This is a genomic window from Lentzea sp. NPDC055074, from assembly GCF_053608005.1.
In genome coordinates, this window is sequence record NZ_JBSGUQ010000003.1 from 40140 (window position 1) to 56783 (window position 16644).

17 protein-coding genes are annotated in these 16644 nt (G+C 69.5%); 12 read left to right on the top strand and 5 right to left on the bottom strand.

Going from position 1 to position 16644, the window contains the following annotated elements:
* Window positions 1–8 precede the first annotated feature (8 nt).
* Window positions 9–1025 (top strand): TerC family protein, encoded by a 1017-nt coding sequence (locus ACWF7A_RS07525; protein ID WP_452250145.1) that lies wholly within the window; start codon window positions 9–11, stop codon window positions 1023–1025.
* On the opposite strand, the gene ACWF7A_RS07530 is transcribed toward ACWF7A_RS07525, so the two are convergent.
* Together ACWF7A_RS07530 and ACWF7A_RS07535 are read right to left on the bottom strand one after the other, a co-directional pair.
* Entirely contained in the window at window positions 1016–1201 is a 186-nt protein-coding gene (locus ACWF7A_RS07530) for a hypothetical protein (protein ID WP_189157726.1), read from the bottom strand. The genes ACWF7A_RS07525 and ACWF7A_RS07530 overlap by 10 nt on opposite strands.
* Window positions 1202–1468: 267 nt before the next feature.
* Entirely contained in the window at window positions 1469–2194 is a 726-nt protein-coding gene (locus tag ACWF7A_RS07535; protein ID WP_452249609.1) for a GntR family transcriptional regulator, read from the bottom strand.
* A gap of 111 nt (window positions 2195–2305) precedes the next feature.
* Between ACWF7A_RS07535 and ACWF7A_RS07540 the strand changes: the two genes are divergently transcribed.
* From ACWF7A_RS07540 to ACWF7A_RS07555, 4 genes are all read left to right on the top strand, one after another.
* On the top strand, window positions 2306–3283 hold the full coding sequence (locus ACWF7A_RS07540) for a 2-dehydropantoate 2-reductase (RefSeq protein ID WP_452249610.1): 978 nt from the start codon (window positions 2306–2308) through the stop codon (window positions 3281–3283).
* A 1-nt stretch (window position 3284) separates the two neighbouring features.
* The gene (locus tag ACWF7A_RS07545; RefSeq protein ID WP_452249611.1) at window positions 3285–3854 is read left to right on the top strand and encodes a LysR family transcriptional regulator; all 570 of its coding nucleotides are present in this window, start codon (window positions 3285–3287) and stop codon (window positions 3852–3854) included.
* Window positions 3818–4201 (top strand): LysR family transcriptional regulator substrate-binding protein, encoded by a 384-nt coding sequence (locus ACWF7A_RS07550; RefSeq protein WP_452249612.1) that lies wholly within the window; start codon window positions 3818–3820, stop codon window positions 4199–4201. The genes ACWF7A_RS07545 and ACWF7A_RS07550 overlap by 37 nt, the downstream gene beginning before the upstream one ends.
* An 83-nt stretch (window positions 4202–4284) precedes the next feature.
* Window positions 4285–4908 (top strand): hypothetical protein, encoded by a 624-nt coding sequence (locus ACWF7A_RS07555; RefSeq protein WP_452249613.1) that lies wholly within the window; start codon window positions 4285–4287, stop codon window positions 4906–4908.
* 35 nt (window positions 4909–4943) lie between these two features.
* On the opposite strand, the gene ACWF7A_RS07560 is transcribed toward ACWF7A_RS07555, so the two are convergent.
* Entirely contained in the window at window positions 4944–5777 is an 834-nt protein-coding gene (locus ACWF7A_RS07560) for an alpha/beta fold hydrolase (RefSeq protein ID WP_452249614.1), read from the bottom strand.
* A 93-nt stretch (window positions 5778–5870) separates the two neighbouring features.
* Between ACWF7A_RS07560 and ACWF7A_RS07565 the strand changes: the two genes are divergently transcribed.
* Complete coding sequence (locus ACWF7A_RS07565) at window positions 5871–6446, top strand: TetR/AcrR family transcriptional regulator (RefSeq protein ID WP_452249615.1); 576 nt, start codon at window positions 5871–5873, stop codon at window positions 6444–6446.
* A gap of 144 nt (window positions 6447–6590) precedes the next feature.
* Here the strand turns inward: ACWF7A_RS07565 and ACWF7A_RS07570 are convergent, their stop codons facing one another.
* Complete coding sequence (locus tag ACWF7A_RS07570; protein ID WP_452249616.1) at window positions 6591–7238, bottom strand: hypothetical protein; 648 nt, start codon at window positions 7236–7238, stop codon at window positions 6591–6593.
* A gap of 144 nt (window positions 7239–7382) precedes the next feature.
* Here ACWF7A_RS07570 and ACWF7A_RS07575 point away from each other — a divergent pair, with 144 nt between their 5' ends.
* Genes ACWF7A_RS07575 through ACWF7A_RS07600 form a run of 6 tightly spaced genes read left to right on the top strand, consistent with a single transcriptional unit; the run spans window position 7383 to window position 15147 of the window.
* Window positions 7383–9308, top strand: a complete 1926-nt coding sequence (locus tag ACWF7A_RS07575) for a molybdopterin oxidoreductase family protein (protein ID WP_452249617.1) — start codon at window positions 7383–7385, stop codon at window positions 9306–9308.
* On the top strand, window positions 9309–11078 hold the full coding sequence (locus ACWF7A_RS07580) for an NAD(P)H-dependent oxidoreductase subunit E (RefSeq protein WP_452249618.1): 1770 nt from the start codon (window positions 9309–9311) through the stop codon (window positions 11076–11078). It abuts the gene before it with no gap.
* The gene (locus tag ACWF7A_RS07585) at window positions 11075–11998 is read left to right on the top strand and encodes a 2Fe-2S iron-sulfur cluster-binding protein (protein WP_452249619.1); all 924 of its coding nucleotides are present in this window, start codon (window positions 11075–11077) and stop codon (window positions 11996–11998) included. Before ACWF7A_RS07580 ends, ACWF7A_RS07585 begins: the two co-directional genes overlap by 4 nt.
* 22 nt (window positions 11999–12020) lie before the next feature.
* On the top strand, window positions 12021–13562 hold the full coding sequence (locus tag ACWF7A_RS07590) for an aldehyde dehydrogenase family protein (protein WP_452249620.1): 1542 nt from the start codon (window positions 12021–12023) through the stop codon (window positions 13560–13562).
* Window positions 13559–14545, top strand: coding sequence for an acyl-CoA dehydrogenase family protein (locus ACWF7A_RS07595; protein WP_452249621.1), 987 nt, complete (start codon window positions 13559–13561; stop codon window positions 14543–14545). Before ACWF7A_RS07590 ends, ACWF7A_RS07595 begins: the two co-directional genes overlap by 4 nt.
* Window positions 14546–14577: 32 nt before the next feature.
* Window positions 14578–15147 (top strand): SMI1/KNR4 family protein, encoded by a 570-nt coding sequence (locus tag ACWF7A_RS07600; protein ID WP_452249622.1) that lies wholly within the window; start codon window positions 14578–14580, stop codon window positions 15145–15147.
* Here ACWF7A_RS07600 and ACWF7A_RS07605 read toward each other — a convergent pair.
* Window positions 15144–16634: a thiopeptide-type bacteriocin biosynthesis protein gene (locus ACWF7A_RS07605; RefSeq protein ID WP_452249623.1), complete on the bottom strand. Its 1491-nt coding sequence runs from the start codon at window positions 16632–16634 to the stop codon at window positions 15144–15146. The genes ACWF7A_RS07600 and ACWF7A_RS07605 overlap by 4 nt on opposite strands.
* Between the last annotated feature and the right edge of the window lie 10 nt (window positions 16635–16644).

Below are 16644 nucleotides of genomic sequence, written 5' to 3' on the forward strand. Positions count from 1 at the left end.
CACGGATGTTGGATCTTCCCGTCTGGGTGTGGATCGCGACGATGGGCGGTATCGCCGCCATCATCGCGTTCGACTTCTACCTGGTGGTGCGCAAGCCGCACGAACCGTCGTTCCGCGAGTCGCTGTACTGGGTGCTCTTCTACGTCGGCCTGGCCGTCCTCTTCGGACTCGGCGTCACGGTGTTCGCCGGGCCCGGCCACGGAGGTGAGTTCTTCGCCGGCTGGATCACCGAGTACTCGCTGAGCGTCGACAACCTGTTCGTGTTCGTGATCATCATGGCCCGGTTCGCGGTGCCGAGGGAGTACCGGCAGAAGGTGCTCATCGTCGGCATCGTCCTGGCCCTGTTGCTGCGCGCCGTGTTCATCGCGGCCGGGGCGCAGGCGATCGCGCGCTTCGACTGGCTGTTCTACTTCTTCGGTGCCTTCCTGATCTTCACGGCGTGGAAGCTGGTGAAGCAGGACGAGACCGAGGAGGCCGACGTCCCGGAGAACGCCGCCCTGCGCGCGGTGAAGAGGTTCCTGCCGGCGACGAACGTCTACCACGGTGCGTCGCTGACGACGCGCGTCGACGGCAAGCGAGTGGTCACGCCGATGCTGATCGTCATGGTCGCGGTGGGCACCACGGACCTGCTGTTCGCCGTCGACTCGATCCCGGCGATCTTCGGACTCACCAAGGAGCCTTACCTGGTGCTGACCGCCAACGCGTTCGCGTTGATGGGCCTGCGCCAGCTCTTCTTCCTGGTGGGAGGTCTTCTCGACCGCCTGGTCCACCTGAGCAAGGGCCTCGCGGTGGTGCTCGCGTTCATCGGGTTCAAGCTCATCTTCGAGGCGATGCACCACCACGGTGTCTCGTGGGCCCCGGAGATCCCGATCTTGGTGTCCCTCGGGGTCATCGTCGTGACGCTCGCCGTCACGACGGTCTGGAGCCTGCACACCTCACGACGGGCTGCCCTGTCCGCCGTGGAGGATGCCGAGAGTGCGCGCCGGAGCGAGGAAGACGCTCCGGTGAAGGACTCTCAGCCGTGAATCGTGTGGCCTTCGGCGTCCTTGCGGAGCGTCTTGGCCACGGCCGCCTGGGCCTCGGCGTCCTTGCGCTGTTCCGTCAGCGCGGTGGACAGTCCGAGGCCCAGCGCGCGGCCGTCCGCGGAGAAACCCTCACGCGGCTGGGTGAGCGAGCGCGCGAAGTCCTTGAAGCGGGACATGACTTTCCTTCTTTCGCGGTCGATGGTGTCTCCCGGGGCGCGCAGGAGCCCGGCAGGCTCTGTCGCACGGGAGGAACAGGGTGCGGCCGGGGTCGTGTCCGGCGGATACCCATCAGGGCACCCACCGGGAAACCTCTCGCGGGTCTCCGTCGACCCCGTCCTGTCGCGATTCAGCATACTGCGTTTTGTATGCAATCGGCCGCCATCGTGGCGCGGATCACCCGTACGGTACCAAATGACCGATTTGGGTGATCTGGTCGTGCGGGATCAGTCGCTGTCCGTGGTGCTCTCGGGCGTCTTGCGGTCGTGGTAGGTCTGGCGGGTCTGTTCCGCGTGGTTGTGCATGACCTCGCCGGCCCGCTCCACGTCGCCCTCGGCGATCGCCGTGACCAGCTCGGCGTGCTCGTTCCACGAGTCGCGGCTGCGCGGGCGGGCGATCGGGGTGTAGTACCAGCGCACCCGGCGGTCGACCAGGCCGATCATCTCGGACAGGACCTTGTTGCGGCCGATCGTCGCGACGGCCGCGTGCAGGTCGGCGTTCGCCTTGACCAGGCGGTCGACGTTCGCGGTGACCAGGGCCTCCTCGCCCGCCTTCTGGAGCTTCCTGAGAAGCTTCACGTCGGACGGGGTGGCGTGTTCGGCGGCGAGCTTGGCCGAGTAGGTCTCCAGCACGCTGCGCACGGCGAGCAGCTGGTCGGCCTCCTCCTCGGTCGGGGTGTGCACGAAGGCACCCTGGGCGGGGCGCAGGTCCACCCAGCCGTCGGTCTGGAGTCGTTGCAGGGCCTCGCGCACCGGCTGCCTGCTCACGCCCAGGTACTCGGCGAGCTCGGCCTCGACCAGGTGCTGGCCGGGGGCGAGGGTGCGGTTGACGATCAGCTCGAGCAGGGCGTCGTAGACGGCCTGTCGCAGCGGCGCGGGGCGTTCGACCCGGCGGCTCGCCGCGGCACTGAGTGAGCCGCGGGGCGCCCGGCGGCCACTGGGCGAAGTGGTCATGCCGGACAGAATACAGCTTTTCGTATGCAAAAAGCACTTCTGGTGAAATAACCGTGTTGTCCGTATACTGTATGCAATCTCTCCTCGGAGAGCGGCAGAGCGGGGCGTGCTATGAAGATCGCTGTTCTCGGAGCCGGGGCGATCGGTGCCTACGTCGGTGCGGCTTTGCATCGTGCGGGCGTGGAAGTCCACCTGATCGCGCGTGGAGCCCATCTCGCCGCCATGCGCGAGCACGGCGTGCGGGTGCTGAGCCCTCGTGGTGACTTCACCGCGCGTCCACATGCGACCTCCGATCCCGCCGAGGTGGGCGAGGTCGACTACGTCTTCCTCGGTCTGAAGGCGTACTCCTACGCGTCGTCAGGCGATCTGCTGGCACCTCTGATGGGCCCGGACACCGCCGTGATCGCGGCGCAGAACGGGATCCCGTGGTGGTACTTCCACGGCATGACCGGGCATCCCCTTGAGGGACAACGGATCGAGGCCGTGGATCCTGGCGGGTCGGTCACCGCCGTGCTGCCCATGGAACGGGCGATCGGCTGCGTCGTCTACTGCTCTACCGAGATCGAGGCGCCGGGTGTGATCCGGCACCTGGAGGGCACGCGGTTCTCTATCGGCGAGCCGGACAGGTCGATCTCCCCGCGTTGTGTCGCGCTCAGCGAGGCGATGATCGCGGGCGGGCTGAAGTGCCCGGTGGAGTCCGACGTCCGCGAGGACATCTGGATCAAGCTCATGGGCAACGTCGCGTTCAACCCGTTGAGCGCTCTGACCCGCGCGACCATGGTCGAGATCTGCGACCACGAGGACAGCCGCGACCTGGTGGCCCAGATGATGGCGGAGACCCTGACCATCGCACGGGCGGCGGGCTGCGACCCGCGGATCTCCATCGACAAGCGCATCGACGGCGCCCGCCGCGTCGGGCACCACAAGACGTCGATGCTGCAGGACCTGGAGGCCGGCAAGAGGCTTGAGATCGACGCGATCATCGGCGCGGTGGTGGAGATCGCCGAGCTGACCCGCGTGCCGGCACCGACGTTGCGGCACGTCTACGCGGCGATCGACCTGCTCTCGCGCACGTCGCTGGTGTCCTGAGTTGCTGCTGCGACAGCTGGAGTACCTGGTCGCCCTGGCCCGTGAACGCCACTTCGCGCGCGCCGCGGAGGCCTGTCACGTGTCCCAGCCGTCGCTGTCGGCGGCGATCAGCAAGCTCGAACGCGAGCTCGGGGTGCCGATCGTGTCCCGCGGCCGCCGGTTCGAGGCGCTGACGCCGGAGGGGGAACGGGTCCTGCTGTGGGCGCACCGCATGCTCGCCGACCGCGACGCGCTGCGGCAGGACCTCTCCCGCATGCGGGAGTCGCTGTCGGGGGTGCTCCGGATCGGGGCGATCCCGACGGCGCTCCCGGTGGCGCCGCTGCTGACGACGCCGTTCTGCGAGCGCTACCCGCACGTGCGCGTGACGCTGGAGTCGTTGTCCTCCGCCGAGATCACCCGCGGGCTGGAGGAGTTCGAGCTCGACATCGCGATGACCTACGTGGACGGTTCGGAGCGCGCGATGCCGTTGTACGAGGAGCGGTACGTGCTCCTGACGCCGGCGGACGAGGAGATCGCGGACCGTCCGGAGGCGCGGTGGGCGACGTGGCCGCGCTGCCGTTGTGCTTGCTGACCTCCAAGATGCGCAACCGGAGGATCCTCGACGGGGTCTTCGCCGACGCGGGCGTGCAGCCCGTGCCGGTGATCGAGGCCGACACCGTGGCGACGCTGTGGGCGCACGTGGCGACGCGGAAGTGGTCGAGCGTCATCGCGCACGCGTGGTTGCAGATGTTCGGCACACCGGAAGGGATGCGGGTCGTGCGCATCGAGGATCCCCTGCGGGTGCCCCGGATCGGGCTCGTGGTGGGGGAGCAGACCTCGATCCTGGCGCGGGCGATGCTGGGGCTGACGCGCGGACTGGACCTCCGCGGGGAGCTGGACCGCCTGCTGCACAAGCACCTCGACCGCCGGGACCTGTGACCGGTGTGCTTCACTTCCCGCGAGCCCGCTTCCGGGCGTGATTCTGGGGGAATCAGTTGAACACGAGGATTTGTGCTGCCGTCATGGCCGTGGTCGCGCTGACGGCCGGGTGTGCGGGCGAACCCGCGGCCGCACCGCCGACCACCACGACGACCACCACGACGGCCCCGCCGACCCCGGCCGCGCTGAACGAGCGGGCCAAGGCGGCCATCGCGCCGCCCGAGGCCTTCGCCGCGGTCGGTGGCCAGGTCAGGACGAGCGTGCCGGCGACCGACGCCGAGATCGGTGCGGACGGCGAGATCGTCACCACCCTCTGCGGGACGTCCGAGATGCGCGTCGACGGCACCTCGGTCGCCCGCACCCGCGTCTGGTCGGGACGGGTGAGCCTGTTCCAGCGGGTCCACGCCATGTCCGACCGCACGGCGTCCGCGCTGATGGGGGCCGTGCAGACGAGGCTCACCGGCTGCGCCAAGGACCGCGCCGCCGAGGAGACCAAGGCGGTCACCAAGCCGGAGGGCGTCGAGGACTTCTTCGCGCACTGCGAGACGAACAAGGACCCGGAACTGGTTCCGTGGTCGTGCCACGCGCTGATGGGGCGCGGCACGCTCATCACCGACGTGGTGGCGTCCGGCCAGACGAAGGCGGCGGCCGAAGCCCAGCTGACGTCCGTGCTGCCGATCTTCGCGCAGACGTTCGCCAAGGCCTGACCGTCGGCCGGCCGGGCTCACGGCCCGGCCGATCATCAGTTCGCGCCGAGGAACTCCAGCGCCTGCTCGACGAACAGCTCGTGGTGCTGGAACAACGCGCCGTGGCCCGCGTCCGGGTAGATGCTGAGCTGCGCGTTGGGCAGGTACTGCGCCAAGTTGAACGAGCTGATCGTCGGGGTCATGATGTCGTTGTCCCCGTTGACGACCAGCACCGGCTGACGCACCGAGGCGAGGCCGGCGGACGAGCCCTGCTCCCACTTGGCCAGCGCGGCCGCCTGCGCGCCGATCGTCTCGTTCGTCACCTCGGCGTCGCGGTCCTGCGTCCGCCCGCCCAGCCGCGCGAGGAACCGGTCCGCGGCTGCCTGGCTGGTCGCGGTGGGGGAGAAGAACAACACGTGCTTCGGGTGCTTGCCCGCGGCCGCCGACTCGTGCAAAGCGCCCTGCAGCAACGACATCGCGTTGGCGGGGCCCGCGTCCCCAGCGGGTGAGGTGCCGGCGAGGATCATCCGCCGCACCAGTCCGGGCTCCCGTTGCGCGAGCACCTGGGCGATCATGCCGCCCATCGACACCCCGAGCAGGTCGACCTCGGCGAAGCCCAGTGCCCGCACGAAACCGGCCAGGTCGGCGGCCATCGCCTCCACGCTGTCCGGCGTCGTGCCGCCCGAGCCGCCCACCCCGCGCAGGTCGACCAGGACGACCCGGTGCCGCGCGGCCAGCCCGTCCACGACGGCCGGGTCCCAGTCGTCGAGCACCGCCGTGAAGTGGTGCAGCAGCACCAGCGGCACTCCCTCGGTGAGCCCGACCTCGCGGTAGGCGAACGGCGTGCCCTCGACGTCGACGGTGCGTGTGACAGCGGTGTTCGCGGTCATGGTCCCCTCACGGATTCATAGAATAACGATCGCTATGTAACGAGCGTTATCGTATGATCATGGCCCCAGCGGAAGTCAAGTCGGGAGTTCGGCGTGCGGTACGCGAAGGACCACAAAGAGCAGGCCAGGGCAGCGATCCTGGCCGCGGCGGCGCGTCCGTTGAAGGAGAAGGGCTTCCACGGCGTGGGCGTCGACGCGCTCGCCGCGGCGGCCGAGGTTACCTCCGGCGCGATCTACTCCCACTTCGGCAGCAAGGAAGGGTTCCTGGAGCAGGTGATCCGCGAGTACACGAGCCCGGAGTTCGAGGCGCTGCGCGACGATGACGTGCGGGAACGGCGGCGCAGGCTCGTCGCGCTCATGTACAGCTACCTGAGCGAGGAGCACTGCGAGGGCGTCTCCGACGGCTGTGCGCTGTCGGCGCTCACGGCGGACGTGGCCAGGGCGAGCGACTCGGTGCGTCAGGTCTACCAGCTGCAGATCTCGAAGATGGTCGCGCTCGTCGTGCCCGCGATGCCGGGGGACGAGGAGGAGCGGAGGCGGCGGGCGTGGGCGCTCGTGGCGTCCATCATCGGTGCGGTGTCGGTCGGGCGGGCGCTACCGCCGGGGGTGCATCGCGACGCCGTGCTGCAGGCGACGCTGCGGTCGATCGAGGAGTCGATCGAGGGCTAGGTGCCGTCCTGCGAGTTCGTCAGGTGAGAGACGCGGGCGAGAGTCCCGGAAACGGCACCGCCCGGGCGTGTTCGGGCGTCGCGGCGGTGCCGTTTCCGGGGCCCTCGGCCGCCGCTCTCGCCCGCCGAGACTCGCAGGACAGCGCTAGGGGCGCGGCCACACGCGCACGGCCAGGACCACCGAGCTGCTCGCGTCGAACGACGCCGCGGAGGAACTCTTCACGCGCAGCCAGCCGACCTGGCCGTCGGACGTGGCGAAGCACAGTTGCTGCCCGAGGGTCGTCGGGATGGTCGGGCCGTCGATGTTCTTCCTGCCGGCGACGGCTTTGGTGCACCGCTCCTGAGCCTTGTCCTCGTGGCCGCTGTCCGCGGCGAACCCGCTTCCGCTCGGGTACAGGAGGTTGAACCGGGTCATGTGAAGGTCGATGTCGCCGGTGGCCCCCTCGGCCTCCCTGGCTTCGACGTCGTTGCCGTCGACGTCCACGCCGGTGCCGCGGGTCAGGGTGACCTCCTTCGTCCTGATGCCGTCCGGCGGGGTCTTCGTGCCGCTCGCGGTGGGCGTCGCTGCCGCGCCCTGCTGCTCGTCCGTCGCGACGAGCTTCCACACGGCGAACCCGACGACCAGGGTCATCACCACGCCGAGGACCACGCCGAACGCGGGCAGGCTGATCGTGGTGGTGCGCGTGGTGTTGCCCATGTGGGCGTCGCCGTGGATCTGGCCCGCCTGGTACGCGGTTCCGGAGCCCCGGACGTGCGCCTCGTTGTCGGACTGCGTGCCGTCTGGTCCGGTCATGTGCCGCCTCGTCCTCGCTCTTGCCGATCAGAGTAACGATCGAGGTTCGGGCCCGAAGCGTTTCAGCGACCTTCGGAAGATCCCGCAAGAGGGGCTAGCGCATACCGCAGATTGCATACAGTATGTACGGAGGAGGTGCAGACGATGAGCAGGCGGAAGAAGACCGAGCCCTACGTGCGGCTGACCCGGCCACTGGTGCGTGACGCGGGTGTCCTGCGTCCGGCCACCTGGGAGGAGGCGCTGGACACGGCCGCAGAGGGCTTCCGCAGGAACGTCGCGAACGGGGGCCCGGACGCGTTCGGCATGTTCTCCTGTGCGCGGGCCACCAACGAGATGAACTACATGGCCCAGAAGTTCACCAGGGCCGTGATCGGGACGAACAACGTCGACAGCTGCAACCGCACCTGTCACGCGCCGAGCGTCGCGGGACTCGCGAAGGTGTTCGGCAGCGGCGGCGGCACCTCCTCCTACCAGGAGATCGAGGACGCCGACCTGATCGTCCTGTGGGGCTCGAACGCGCGGGAGGCGCACCCGATCTTCTTCCAGCACGTGCTGAAGGCGGTCAACAAGGGCGCGAAGCTGTACGTGGTCGACCCGCGGCTGACCAGCACCGGCAAGTGGGCGCACAGGTGGTTGCGGCTCGAGGTCGGCACGGACATCCCGCTGGCGCACGCCATCGCGCGGGAGATCATCGCGTCGAACCTGACGAACATGTCGTTCGTCGAGCGCGCCACCGAGGGCTTCCAGGAGTTCGTGAAGGCCGTCGAGCCGTGGACGCTGCCGGTCGCCGAACTGGAGACCGGGGTGCCGGCCGAGCTGATCCGCGAGCTCGCGCACGCCTACGCCAAGGCCGACCGCGGTCAGCTCAGCTGGACGCTCGGCATCACCGAGCACCACAACGGCACGAACAACGTGCTGAGCCTCATCAACCTGGCGCTGCTGACCGGGCAGGTCGGTCGGTACGGGGCGGGGCTGAACCCGTTGCGCGGGCAGAACAACGTGCAGGGCGGTGGCGACATGGGCGCCATCCCCGACCGGCTGCCCGGGTTCCAGGACATCACGGACCCCGGCGTCGCCAAGAAGTTCAACGACGCGTGGGGTTCGAACTTCAAGGCCGCCAAGGGCTGGAACCTCACCCAGATGCTGGAGGCGATGGAACGCGGTGACATGACCACCGTGTACATCATCGGCGAGAACCCGGTGCAGTCCGAGGCCGACTGCGAGCACACGGTCAAACGACTGTCCAACTTGGACCACGTCGTGGTGCAGGACATCTTCCTCACCAAGACCGCGCAGCTCGCGCACGTCGTGCTGCCCGCCGCCGCAGCCTGGTGCGAGACCGAGGGCACGTTCACGAACAGCGAGCGCCGGGTTCAGCGGGTGAGAAAAGCCCTGACGCCTCCGGAAGGCGCGCGGGACGACATCGAGATCATGGGTGAGATCGCGACACGGCTCGGGGCGGACTGGGAGCACAAGACGGGCCAGGACGTGTGGGACGAGCTGCGCAGCCTGTCGCCGATCCACACCGGCATGACCTACGACCGGCTCGAGGCGCTCGGCGGCATCCAGTGGCCGTGCCCGAGCGAGGACTCCCTCGAACCCAGCTTCCTGCACGGCAGGCTGTGGGAGGACGACCCGGTCAAGCGCGGTATGCCCGCGACGTTCTCGCCGGTGCCGCACAGCCCGCCCGTCGACGAGCTGACCGACGAGTTCCCGTTCCGGCTCACCACCGGGCGGCGGCTCGACTCCTACAACACCGGTGTGCAGTCCCACGGCTTCGAGTCGCCGTTGCGCGTCGGCGAGACGCTCGACCTCTGCCCGGAGGACGCCGCGTCGCTCGGGGTGGAGGCCGGTGAGGAGGTGTCGATCACGAGCAGGCGCGGGCAGATCGTGGCGCCGGTGCGGATCGACGACGGACTGACGCCGGGCCTGGTGTTCATGACGTTCCACTTCCCGGACGAGATCGACGTCAACGTCCTCACGATCGAGGCGACCTGCCCGATCGCGGGCACCGCCGAGTACAAGGCCGCTGCTATCCGCATCGAGAAGCTTCCGGTGAAGGTGGGCTGAGTGGATCTCAAACTGCTCGACGTCGAACCGTCCGAGGCCGAACGCGTCGTCGTCGACCTGTTCGCGGGGAGGGGCCGGGACCAGCTCCTGCCCGCCCTGCACGCGGTCAACGACAGGGTCGGCTGGATCAGCCAGGGCGCGCTGAACCACATCTGCCGCGTCCTGCACGTCCCGCCCGCCGAGGCGTACGGGGTGGCGAGCTTCTACTCGCTGTTCTCGTTGTCCGAGAGGCCTGCGAAGGTCGTGCACGTCTGCGTCGACCTGGCCTGCCAGGTCAACGGCGCGAAGTCGTTGTGCGACAGGCTGACCAGCGAGCTCGGTCCGGCGGGGGCGAAGAGCGGGTGGTTGCGCAGCCCGTGTCTCGGGGTGTGCGAGAAGGCTCCGGTCGCGCTCGCGTTCGAGGCAGGGGAGGTGGCGGCAGAGCAGCTCCTGGCGCCTGCCACCGCCGACGAGGTGATCGCGGTGGCGGCCGCCGGTCCCTCTCGTGTGGACGGTGAGCGCGCGGAGGTGCCGCAGGCCGGATCCCCTGGCCTGCGGTTGTTGAAACGAGTTGGCGTCGTCGATCCGGAGTCGCTCGACGACTACCGGGCGACGGGCGGCTACGCGGCGTTGCGGTCGGCACTCCTCCTGGGGCCGGCCGGGGTGATCCGCGAGGTCACCGACGCCAAGCTGATGGGCCGCGGCGGTGCGGCGTTCCCGACGGGACGCAAGTGGGACGCGACCGCCCGCCAGCCCGTTCGACCGCACTACCTGGTGTGCAACGCGGACGAGAGCGAGCCCGGCACGTTCAAGGACCGCCTGCTGATGGAGGGCGACCCCTACGCGGTGATCGAGTCGATGACGATCGCCGGGTACGCGGCCGGCTGCTCGCGCGGCTACCTCTACCTGCGCGGCGAGTATCCGAGGGCGCTGCACCTGCTGCGCAACGCCATCGCCCGCGCGAAGGAGCGCAACTTCCTCGGCGAGAACATCATGGGCCACGAAGGGTTCTCGTTCGACATCGAGATCCGGCGCGGCGCGGGTGCCTACATCTGCGGCGAGGAGACCGCGATCTTCAACTCGATCGAGGGCTTCCGCGGCGAGCCGCGCTCGAAGCCGCCGTTCCCGGTCGAGTCGGGGCTCTTCGGCAAACCGACGGTGGTCAACAACGTGGAGACGCTGGTCAACGTGCCGGTGATCCTCACGGAGGGATGCGAGGCCTACACCCGCATCGGCACCTCCGGCTCGGCGGGCCCGAAGCTCTTCTGCCTGTCGGGCAACGTGAGTCGTCCGGGCGTGTACGAGGTGCCGTTCGGCACCACGCTCGGAGAACTCCTCGATCTGGCGGGTGGCGTGCCGCCAGGCCGGGAGCTGCGAGCGGTACTGCTCGGCGGGGCGGCAGGCGGGTTCGTCCGCCCGGACGAGCTCGACCTGCCGCTCACCATGGAGGACGCGCGGGCGGCGAACACCACGCTCGGCTCCGGTGTGGTCCTGGTGCTCGACGACACGGCCGATCTGGGCGCGTTCCTGTTGCGCATCGCCGCGTTCTTCCGCGACGAGTCGTGCGGTCAGTGCGTGCCGTGCCGGATCGGCACCGTGCGCCAGGAGGAGGCGATGGCCCGCCTGGTGGGCAAGCGCCCGCTGAGCACGTCGGCCGAGGACCTCCAGCTGCTGAAGGAGGTCGGGCAGGTCATGCGCGACTCGTCCATCTGCGGTCTGGGTCAGACGGCCTGGAACGCCATCGAGTCAGCCCTGTACCGGCTCGGCTACGCGGAGGAGGCGGCGTCATGACCATCGTCGAGATCGGGTTGCCGAAGCGTCTGGTCGAGCTGACGCTGGACGGCGAGTCCGTGCGCGTTCCGGAGGGCGCCACGATCCTGGACGCCTGTACGGCACAAGGGAAATCCATCCCGACGCTCTGCTACGGCGACACGCTGAGGCCCGCAAACGCTTGCCGCGTCTGCATGGTCGAGGTCGAGGGGTCGCGCACGCTCGTGCCGTCCTGCTCGCGCAAGGTCGAGCCGGGCATGGTCGTGAAGACGGACTCCGAGCGCACGAACCACAGTCGCAAGCTGGTACTGGAACTACTCGGGTCCGCCACGGACCTCTCCACCACGCCGCACGTGGACGAGTGGATGTCCGCGTGCGGCGCCGACCCCTCCCGCTTCGGCCCGCCGGCACCGCCGTCGGCCGACCGGGACGACCGCCATCCCGGCGAGCACGAGGAACCGGACGGCCGGACCGCCGCCACCGTGCGACAACCGACCAAAGTGGACAATCCGCTGTACGTCCGTGATCTCGGCAAGTGCATCCTGTGCTACAAGTGCGTCGACGCGTGCGGCGACCAGTGGCAGAACACCTTCGCGATCTCGGTGGCCGGCCGCGGCTTCGACTCGCGGATCTCCACGGAGTTCTCCACGCCGTTGCCCGAAAGCGCTTGCGTCTACTGCGGCAACTGCATCGAGGTCTGTCCGACGGGTGCGCTGAGCTTCAAGCGCGAGCACGACAAGCGCGAGGACGGCACCTGGGACGAAGAGGCCCAGACGCGAACCACGACCATCTGCACGTTCTGCGGCGTCGGGTGCAACCTCACCCTGCACGTGCAGGACAACGAGATCGTGAAGGTCACGTCTCCGCACGAAAGCACGGTCACGCACGGAAACCTGTGCATCAAGGGCCGCTTCGGCTGGCAGCACGTGCAGAACCGCTGATCGACAGGGAAGGGCGCTGGAGATGTCGTTGATCCTCAAGCCCGGCACGTCGTGGCACGACGTGTACTCGCAGTGCGTGAAGGTCGCACCTGAAGCGTTCCACGACGACCGGCTGCTCAACCACTTCGGCGGCGAGTGGAGCCGTTCCGGCGAGCCGATGCCCGCCACCAGCCCGGTCGACGGCTCCACCATCGCGGGCCCGCCCTTCCTCGACTTCGACGTCGCGGGACGGGCGGTGGTCGCGGCCGTCGACCAGCACATCGAGTGGGGCAACGTGCCCTTGGCGGACCGCAAGGCGCGCGTGTCCGAGGCCTCGGACGCGCTGGTCGAGCACCGCGACCTGTTGTCGTTGCTGCTGGTGTGGGAGATCGGCAAGCCGTGGCGCCTGGCCACGGCCGACGTCGACCGCTGCATCGAGGGCGTGCGCTGGTACGTCGAGGAGATCGACTCGATGCTGGCCGGCCGCACGCCGCTGAACGGCCCGGTCAGCAACATCGCGTCGTGGAACTACCCGATGAGCGTGCTGATGCACGCGATGCTGGTGCAGGCGCTGGCGGGCAACGCCGTCATCGCCAAGGCACCGACCGACGGGGGCGTGAGCTGCCTGACGCTGGCGACCGCGCTGGCCGTGCGGTCGGGACTGCCGTTGACGCTCGTGTCCGGAAGCGGGAGCGAGCTCGCTCCGGTGCTGGTCGGGTCGTCCTTCCTGGGCTGTGTGTCCTTTGTGGGCGGTCGTGACGTCGGCAGTTCCATCGCGACGCGCCTGGTCGACTCGAACCGCCGGCACGTCCTGGAGCAGGAGGGCCTGAACTGCTGGGGCGTCTGGGAGACCGACTCCTGGGACATGCTCGGCACGCAGATCCGCAAGGCGTTCGACTACGGCAAGCAGCGCTGCACCGCCTACCCCCGGTACGTCGTGCAGCGGTCGTTGTTCGACAAGTTCCTCAGCGTCTACCTGCCCGCGGTGCGCGAGGTGAGGTTCGGGCACCCGCTCGCCGTCGCCTCACCCGGCGACGACCTGCCGGAGCTCGACTTCGGGCCGTTGATCAACGACGCGAAGGCCAAGGAGCTCGACGACGTCGTGGAGGAGGCCGTGCGTCTCGGCGGCGTGCCGCTGTACCGGGGATCGGCCGCCTCCGGGCGGTTCCTGCCGGGCCAGCAGACCGCCGCGTACCTGGCGCCGGTCGCGATCCTCGACCCGCCGCGCTCGTCGGTGCTGCACCACGCCGAGCCGTTCGGGCCGGTCGACACGATCGTCCTGGTCGACACGGAGGCCGAGCTGCTGGCCGCGATGAACGCGTCGAACGGTGCCCTGGTCGCCTCCCTGGCGTGCGACGACGAGGCGACCGCGCGGAGGCTGAGCGAGGACGTGCAGGCGTTCAAGGTCGGCATCAACAAGCCCCGGTCGCGCGGTGACCGGGACGAGGTGTTCGGTGGCCGCGGCGCCTCGTGGCGCGGCGCGTTCGTGGGAGGCTCGTTGCTGGTGCACGCCGTCACCGAGGGCCCGCCGGACGAGCGCCCGTACGGCAACTTCCCCTCCTACTCGCTCTACCCGCCGACGTGACGTACCGGGCGGACCTGCTCCGCATCGTGCAGACCGTGGTGGCGCCGAACGCCGCGGACGTCGACCAGCACTCCAGATTCCCGCGCGCCGCCCTGAACGCCCTGGGGGCGCGCGGCCTGCTGGGCATGACGATCTCCCGCACGGTCGGCGGGGGAGGCCAGGACGTCCGGTCGGCCGGACGGGTGGTCGAGCAGGTGGCTCGTGTCTGCGCCGCAACGGCTTCCGTGCTGCGGTCGCACTACGCCGCGGCCGCCGTGCTGGACCGCTCGGGCCCGCACTGGCTGCGGACCGAGATCGCGGCGGGCCGGCACCTGTCGACGCTGGCGGCCTTCGGGGCGTCCGGCGAGATGTCGACGCACGGCGACGTGGTGCAGGTGCGGGCGCGCAAGCGTTGGGTGATCGCGGCGGGCGAGGCGGACAGCTACGTCTGGTCGTGCGGCCCGGCGCTGTGGCTCGTTCCCGCCGAGGCGCCGGGGATCCTGGTGCCGGCCGACCACGCCGGGATGGGCCTGCGGGGGACCGTCGCCACGTGCGTGGAGGCTGATCCCGTGCGGGTGCCGGCGTCGAACCGGCTGTGGTCGGACGAGCTCGCGTTCCCGTGGTTCATGGTGCTGGGGGCCGCGGTGTCGCTGGGGCTGATGGAGGGGGCGGTCGCCGCGGCCGTCGGGCATCTCGGTGGCGGCGATCCGCGCACCCGGTCCGACCTGGCCCGGATGAGGCTGCGCACGGATGCGGTCAGGGTGCTGTACAACGACACGCTGTCCGCGGTGACGTGGCATCCGGAACGGTCCGCCGACCGGGTGCGGCTGCTCGCGGTCACCGCGACCGAGGCCGCCGTCGTGGTGACGGACCTGGCGATGAAGGTGTGCGGGGACGCGGCGTTCCGGCGTGATCTCGGGATCGAGCGGCGGTTCCGGGACGCGCGGGCGGCGGCGGCGATCTCACCCACGGTCGAGGAGATGCTGGACTCGGTGGAGATCTGATCTTGTCGGGGGTCCCCGCTACCGTGGTCGTCATGACTCCGGGGGAGCCGAACGGTTCGGCGAAGTTGTTCTACGTGGACGAGATCATCCGGCTCGTCGGGCAGGACGCCGGTGACTTCCGGCCCGAGCTGGACTGGAAGCGCGTCGAACGCGAGTTCGGCGTGCGGTTCCCGTCGGACTACCGGGCGCTGATGGAACGGTTCCCCTCCGGCTGCTTCCGCGAGAGCGTGGAGGTGCAGAACCCGGTGGAGAACGCCGAGGAACTCGCGCACTACAGGGACCGCAACGCCTGGCAGACGGAGACCTACGCCGACGAGTCCAACGGCTACCTCGACGAGGTGCCCTACCGGATGTTCCCCGAACCCGGTGGGCTGTTCCTGTGGGGGCACAACGACGCGGCCGGCACGTTCTGGTGGATCACCGACTCGGACGACCCGGACACGTGGCGGGTCGCCCACTGCAACAGGGACGACTGGTGGGAGCACCCGGGCCCGATGTCGAGGGTGCTGCACGAGATCCTGGTGAGCACGGGTGTGGACAACCTGGTGAGGTGGGACATGTCGCAGGTGCCGGTCCGGTTCGAGAAGTACTTGAGGATCTAGGTGGCCAGCGGCAGGAAGTAGACGAGAGCGTCGTCCACGCCGTCGAGCCCGATGACGTCGTGGGCGATGTCGTCGTAGAACCCGCCGACCAGGCCGGTGCGGATGCCCAGGTTCGCCGCCGTGACGGTGAGGTTCTGGGCGAGGTGCCCTGCCTCGGTGAACGCGAACCGGAGCGCGCGCAGGCCGTAGGTCTGCCGCAGTGAGCCGAGCCTGATGTAGAGGGCCAGGACGGCGGGGGTGCCGGAGAGTTCGGTGGTACCCGGGCCGAACCACATCGAGGTCGCCTCCAGGTCCTCGATCGGCGGCGCCTCGCCGAACCAGGTGAGGGCGCGCTCGACCTCGTTGACCTCGTACCGGCCTCTCGCCAGGCCGTCGACGTTCAGCGCGATGAGCCTGATCCTGGCGCAGTACTGGGCTCCGGCGCTGGGGTAGGGCCACCTGCCGTCCTTGGGGGACATGGAATTCCACAGCAGGGTGCCGAGCTGCTCGGCGTTCAGGTCGCCGGTGAGGTCGCGGCTCGTCTTGCGTGCCCTGAGAGTGTCGGTGTCCACTGTGGAGGGCAGCGAGGTCGTGGCGGGCCAGTGCTGTCTGGCCGGTACGTTCTTGCGGGGGAGCTGGTCGTTGAAGCCCGGCAGGAACTTGCTCGCTTCGAGGTAACGGCGGTCCGGTGCCGTTTCGCTGTCGTCGTGGAAGTCCGTCAGGCCGTTGGGGGACATGGCCGCCGCGGCGGTGGTCCAGCAGATCATGCGCTCTTCGTTGGGGGTGATGCCCATGCGGTTGAGCAGCATGTGCAGCTGGGAGGCCCAGACGTACGGGAGCCAGGCTTCGAGGTGTTGTTTGGCCTCGTTGATCGTGGTGCGCCAGTGGGCGACGGCGCCTCGTGGCTCGCGGTGCCAGCGTGCGGCCAGGTCGCGGCCGCGTTTGGCGAGCAGCTGGTTGGCGGCGTGCTGGGAACCGATGGTGGGGACGGGTGCCTGTTCCTGGACGTTGCGCCAGCCGGAGCCGAGGCTGCGCAGCCAGCTCGCGGCCTGCGGCAGCGTGAGGTCGAGCGCCTTCGCCGTGGCGATCGTGAGGTCGATGGCGGCGGTGAGCCTCGCGCTGTCCGTGCGAGCCGCCTTGAGCACGGCGACCGCCACTTCGGTGCTGTGGCAGAAGACCTCCTCGGCGACGGGGAGCGCTCGGGGGCCGCCGTACCGTTCTGTCTCCGGGACGTACTCCACCTCGCGGACGTCGCCGTGCGGGAGCCAGTCCGGGTCGCCTTCCTCGTGCTCGAAGTCCTGGGCCGCGATCAGCTCTCGCAGCCGCACTTCGAGTTTGTCGACGTTCTGCGCGTTCCTGATCCTCACCCTCAGGTGCGGACCGGTCTCCCAGTAGCGCAGGAAGTACCACTCCTGGCCCGCCATCGCGGGGGCCAGGGTCTCGGCGATGAACGTGTCGAGGTCCGCTCGGTTCCAGTTCACCCTGCAGTGCAGGCCGGTCCAGGTCACAGCTGCTCCA

Bases quoted from the DNA above. Each gene is read 5' to 3' on its own strand.
- ACWF7A_RS07530 (WP_189157726.1), bottom strand. From the start codon at position 1,201: ATGTCCCGCTTCAAGGACTTCGCGCGCTCGCTCACCCAGCCGCGTGAG.
- ACWF7A_RS07535 (WP_452249609.1), bottom strand. From the start codon at position 2,194: ATGACCACTTCGCCCAGTGGCCGCCGGGCGCCCCGCGGCTCACTCAGT.
- ACWF7A_RS07540 (WP_452249610.1), top strand. From the start codon at position 2,306: ATGAAGATCGCTGTTCTCGGAGCCGGGGCGATCGGTGCCTACGTCGGT.
- ACWF7A_RS07555 (WP_452249613.1), top strand. From the start codon at position 4,285: ATGGCCGTGGTCGCGCTGACGGCCGGGTGTGCGGGCGAACCCGCGGCC.
- ACWF7A_RS07560 (WP_452249614.1), bottom strand. From the start codon at position 5,777: ATGACCGCGAACACCGCTGTCACACGCACCGTCGACGTCGAGGGCACG.
- ACWF7A_RS07570 (WP_452249616.1), bottom strand. From the start codon at position 7,238: ATGACCGGACCAGACGGCACGCAGTCCGACAACGAGGCGCACGTCCGG.
- ACWF7A_RS07575 (WP_452249617.1), top strand. From the start codon at position 7,383: ATGAGCAGGCGGAAGAAGACCGAGCCCTACGTGCGGCTGACCCGGCCA.
- ACWF7A_RS07585 (WP_452249619.1), top strand. From the start codon at position 11,075: ATGACCATCGTCGAGATCGGGTTGCCGAAGCGTCTGGTCGAGCTGACG.
- ACWF7A_RS07590 (WP_452249620.1), top strand. From the start codon at position 12,021: ATGTCGTTGATCCTCAAGCCCGGCACGTCGTGGCACGACGTGTACTCG.
- ACWF7A_RS07600 (WP_452249622.1), top strand. From the start codon at position 14,578: ATGACTCCGGGGGAGCCGAACGGTTCGGCGAAGTTGTTCTACGTGGAC.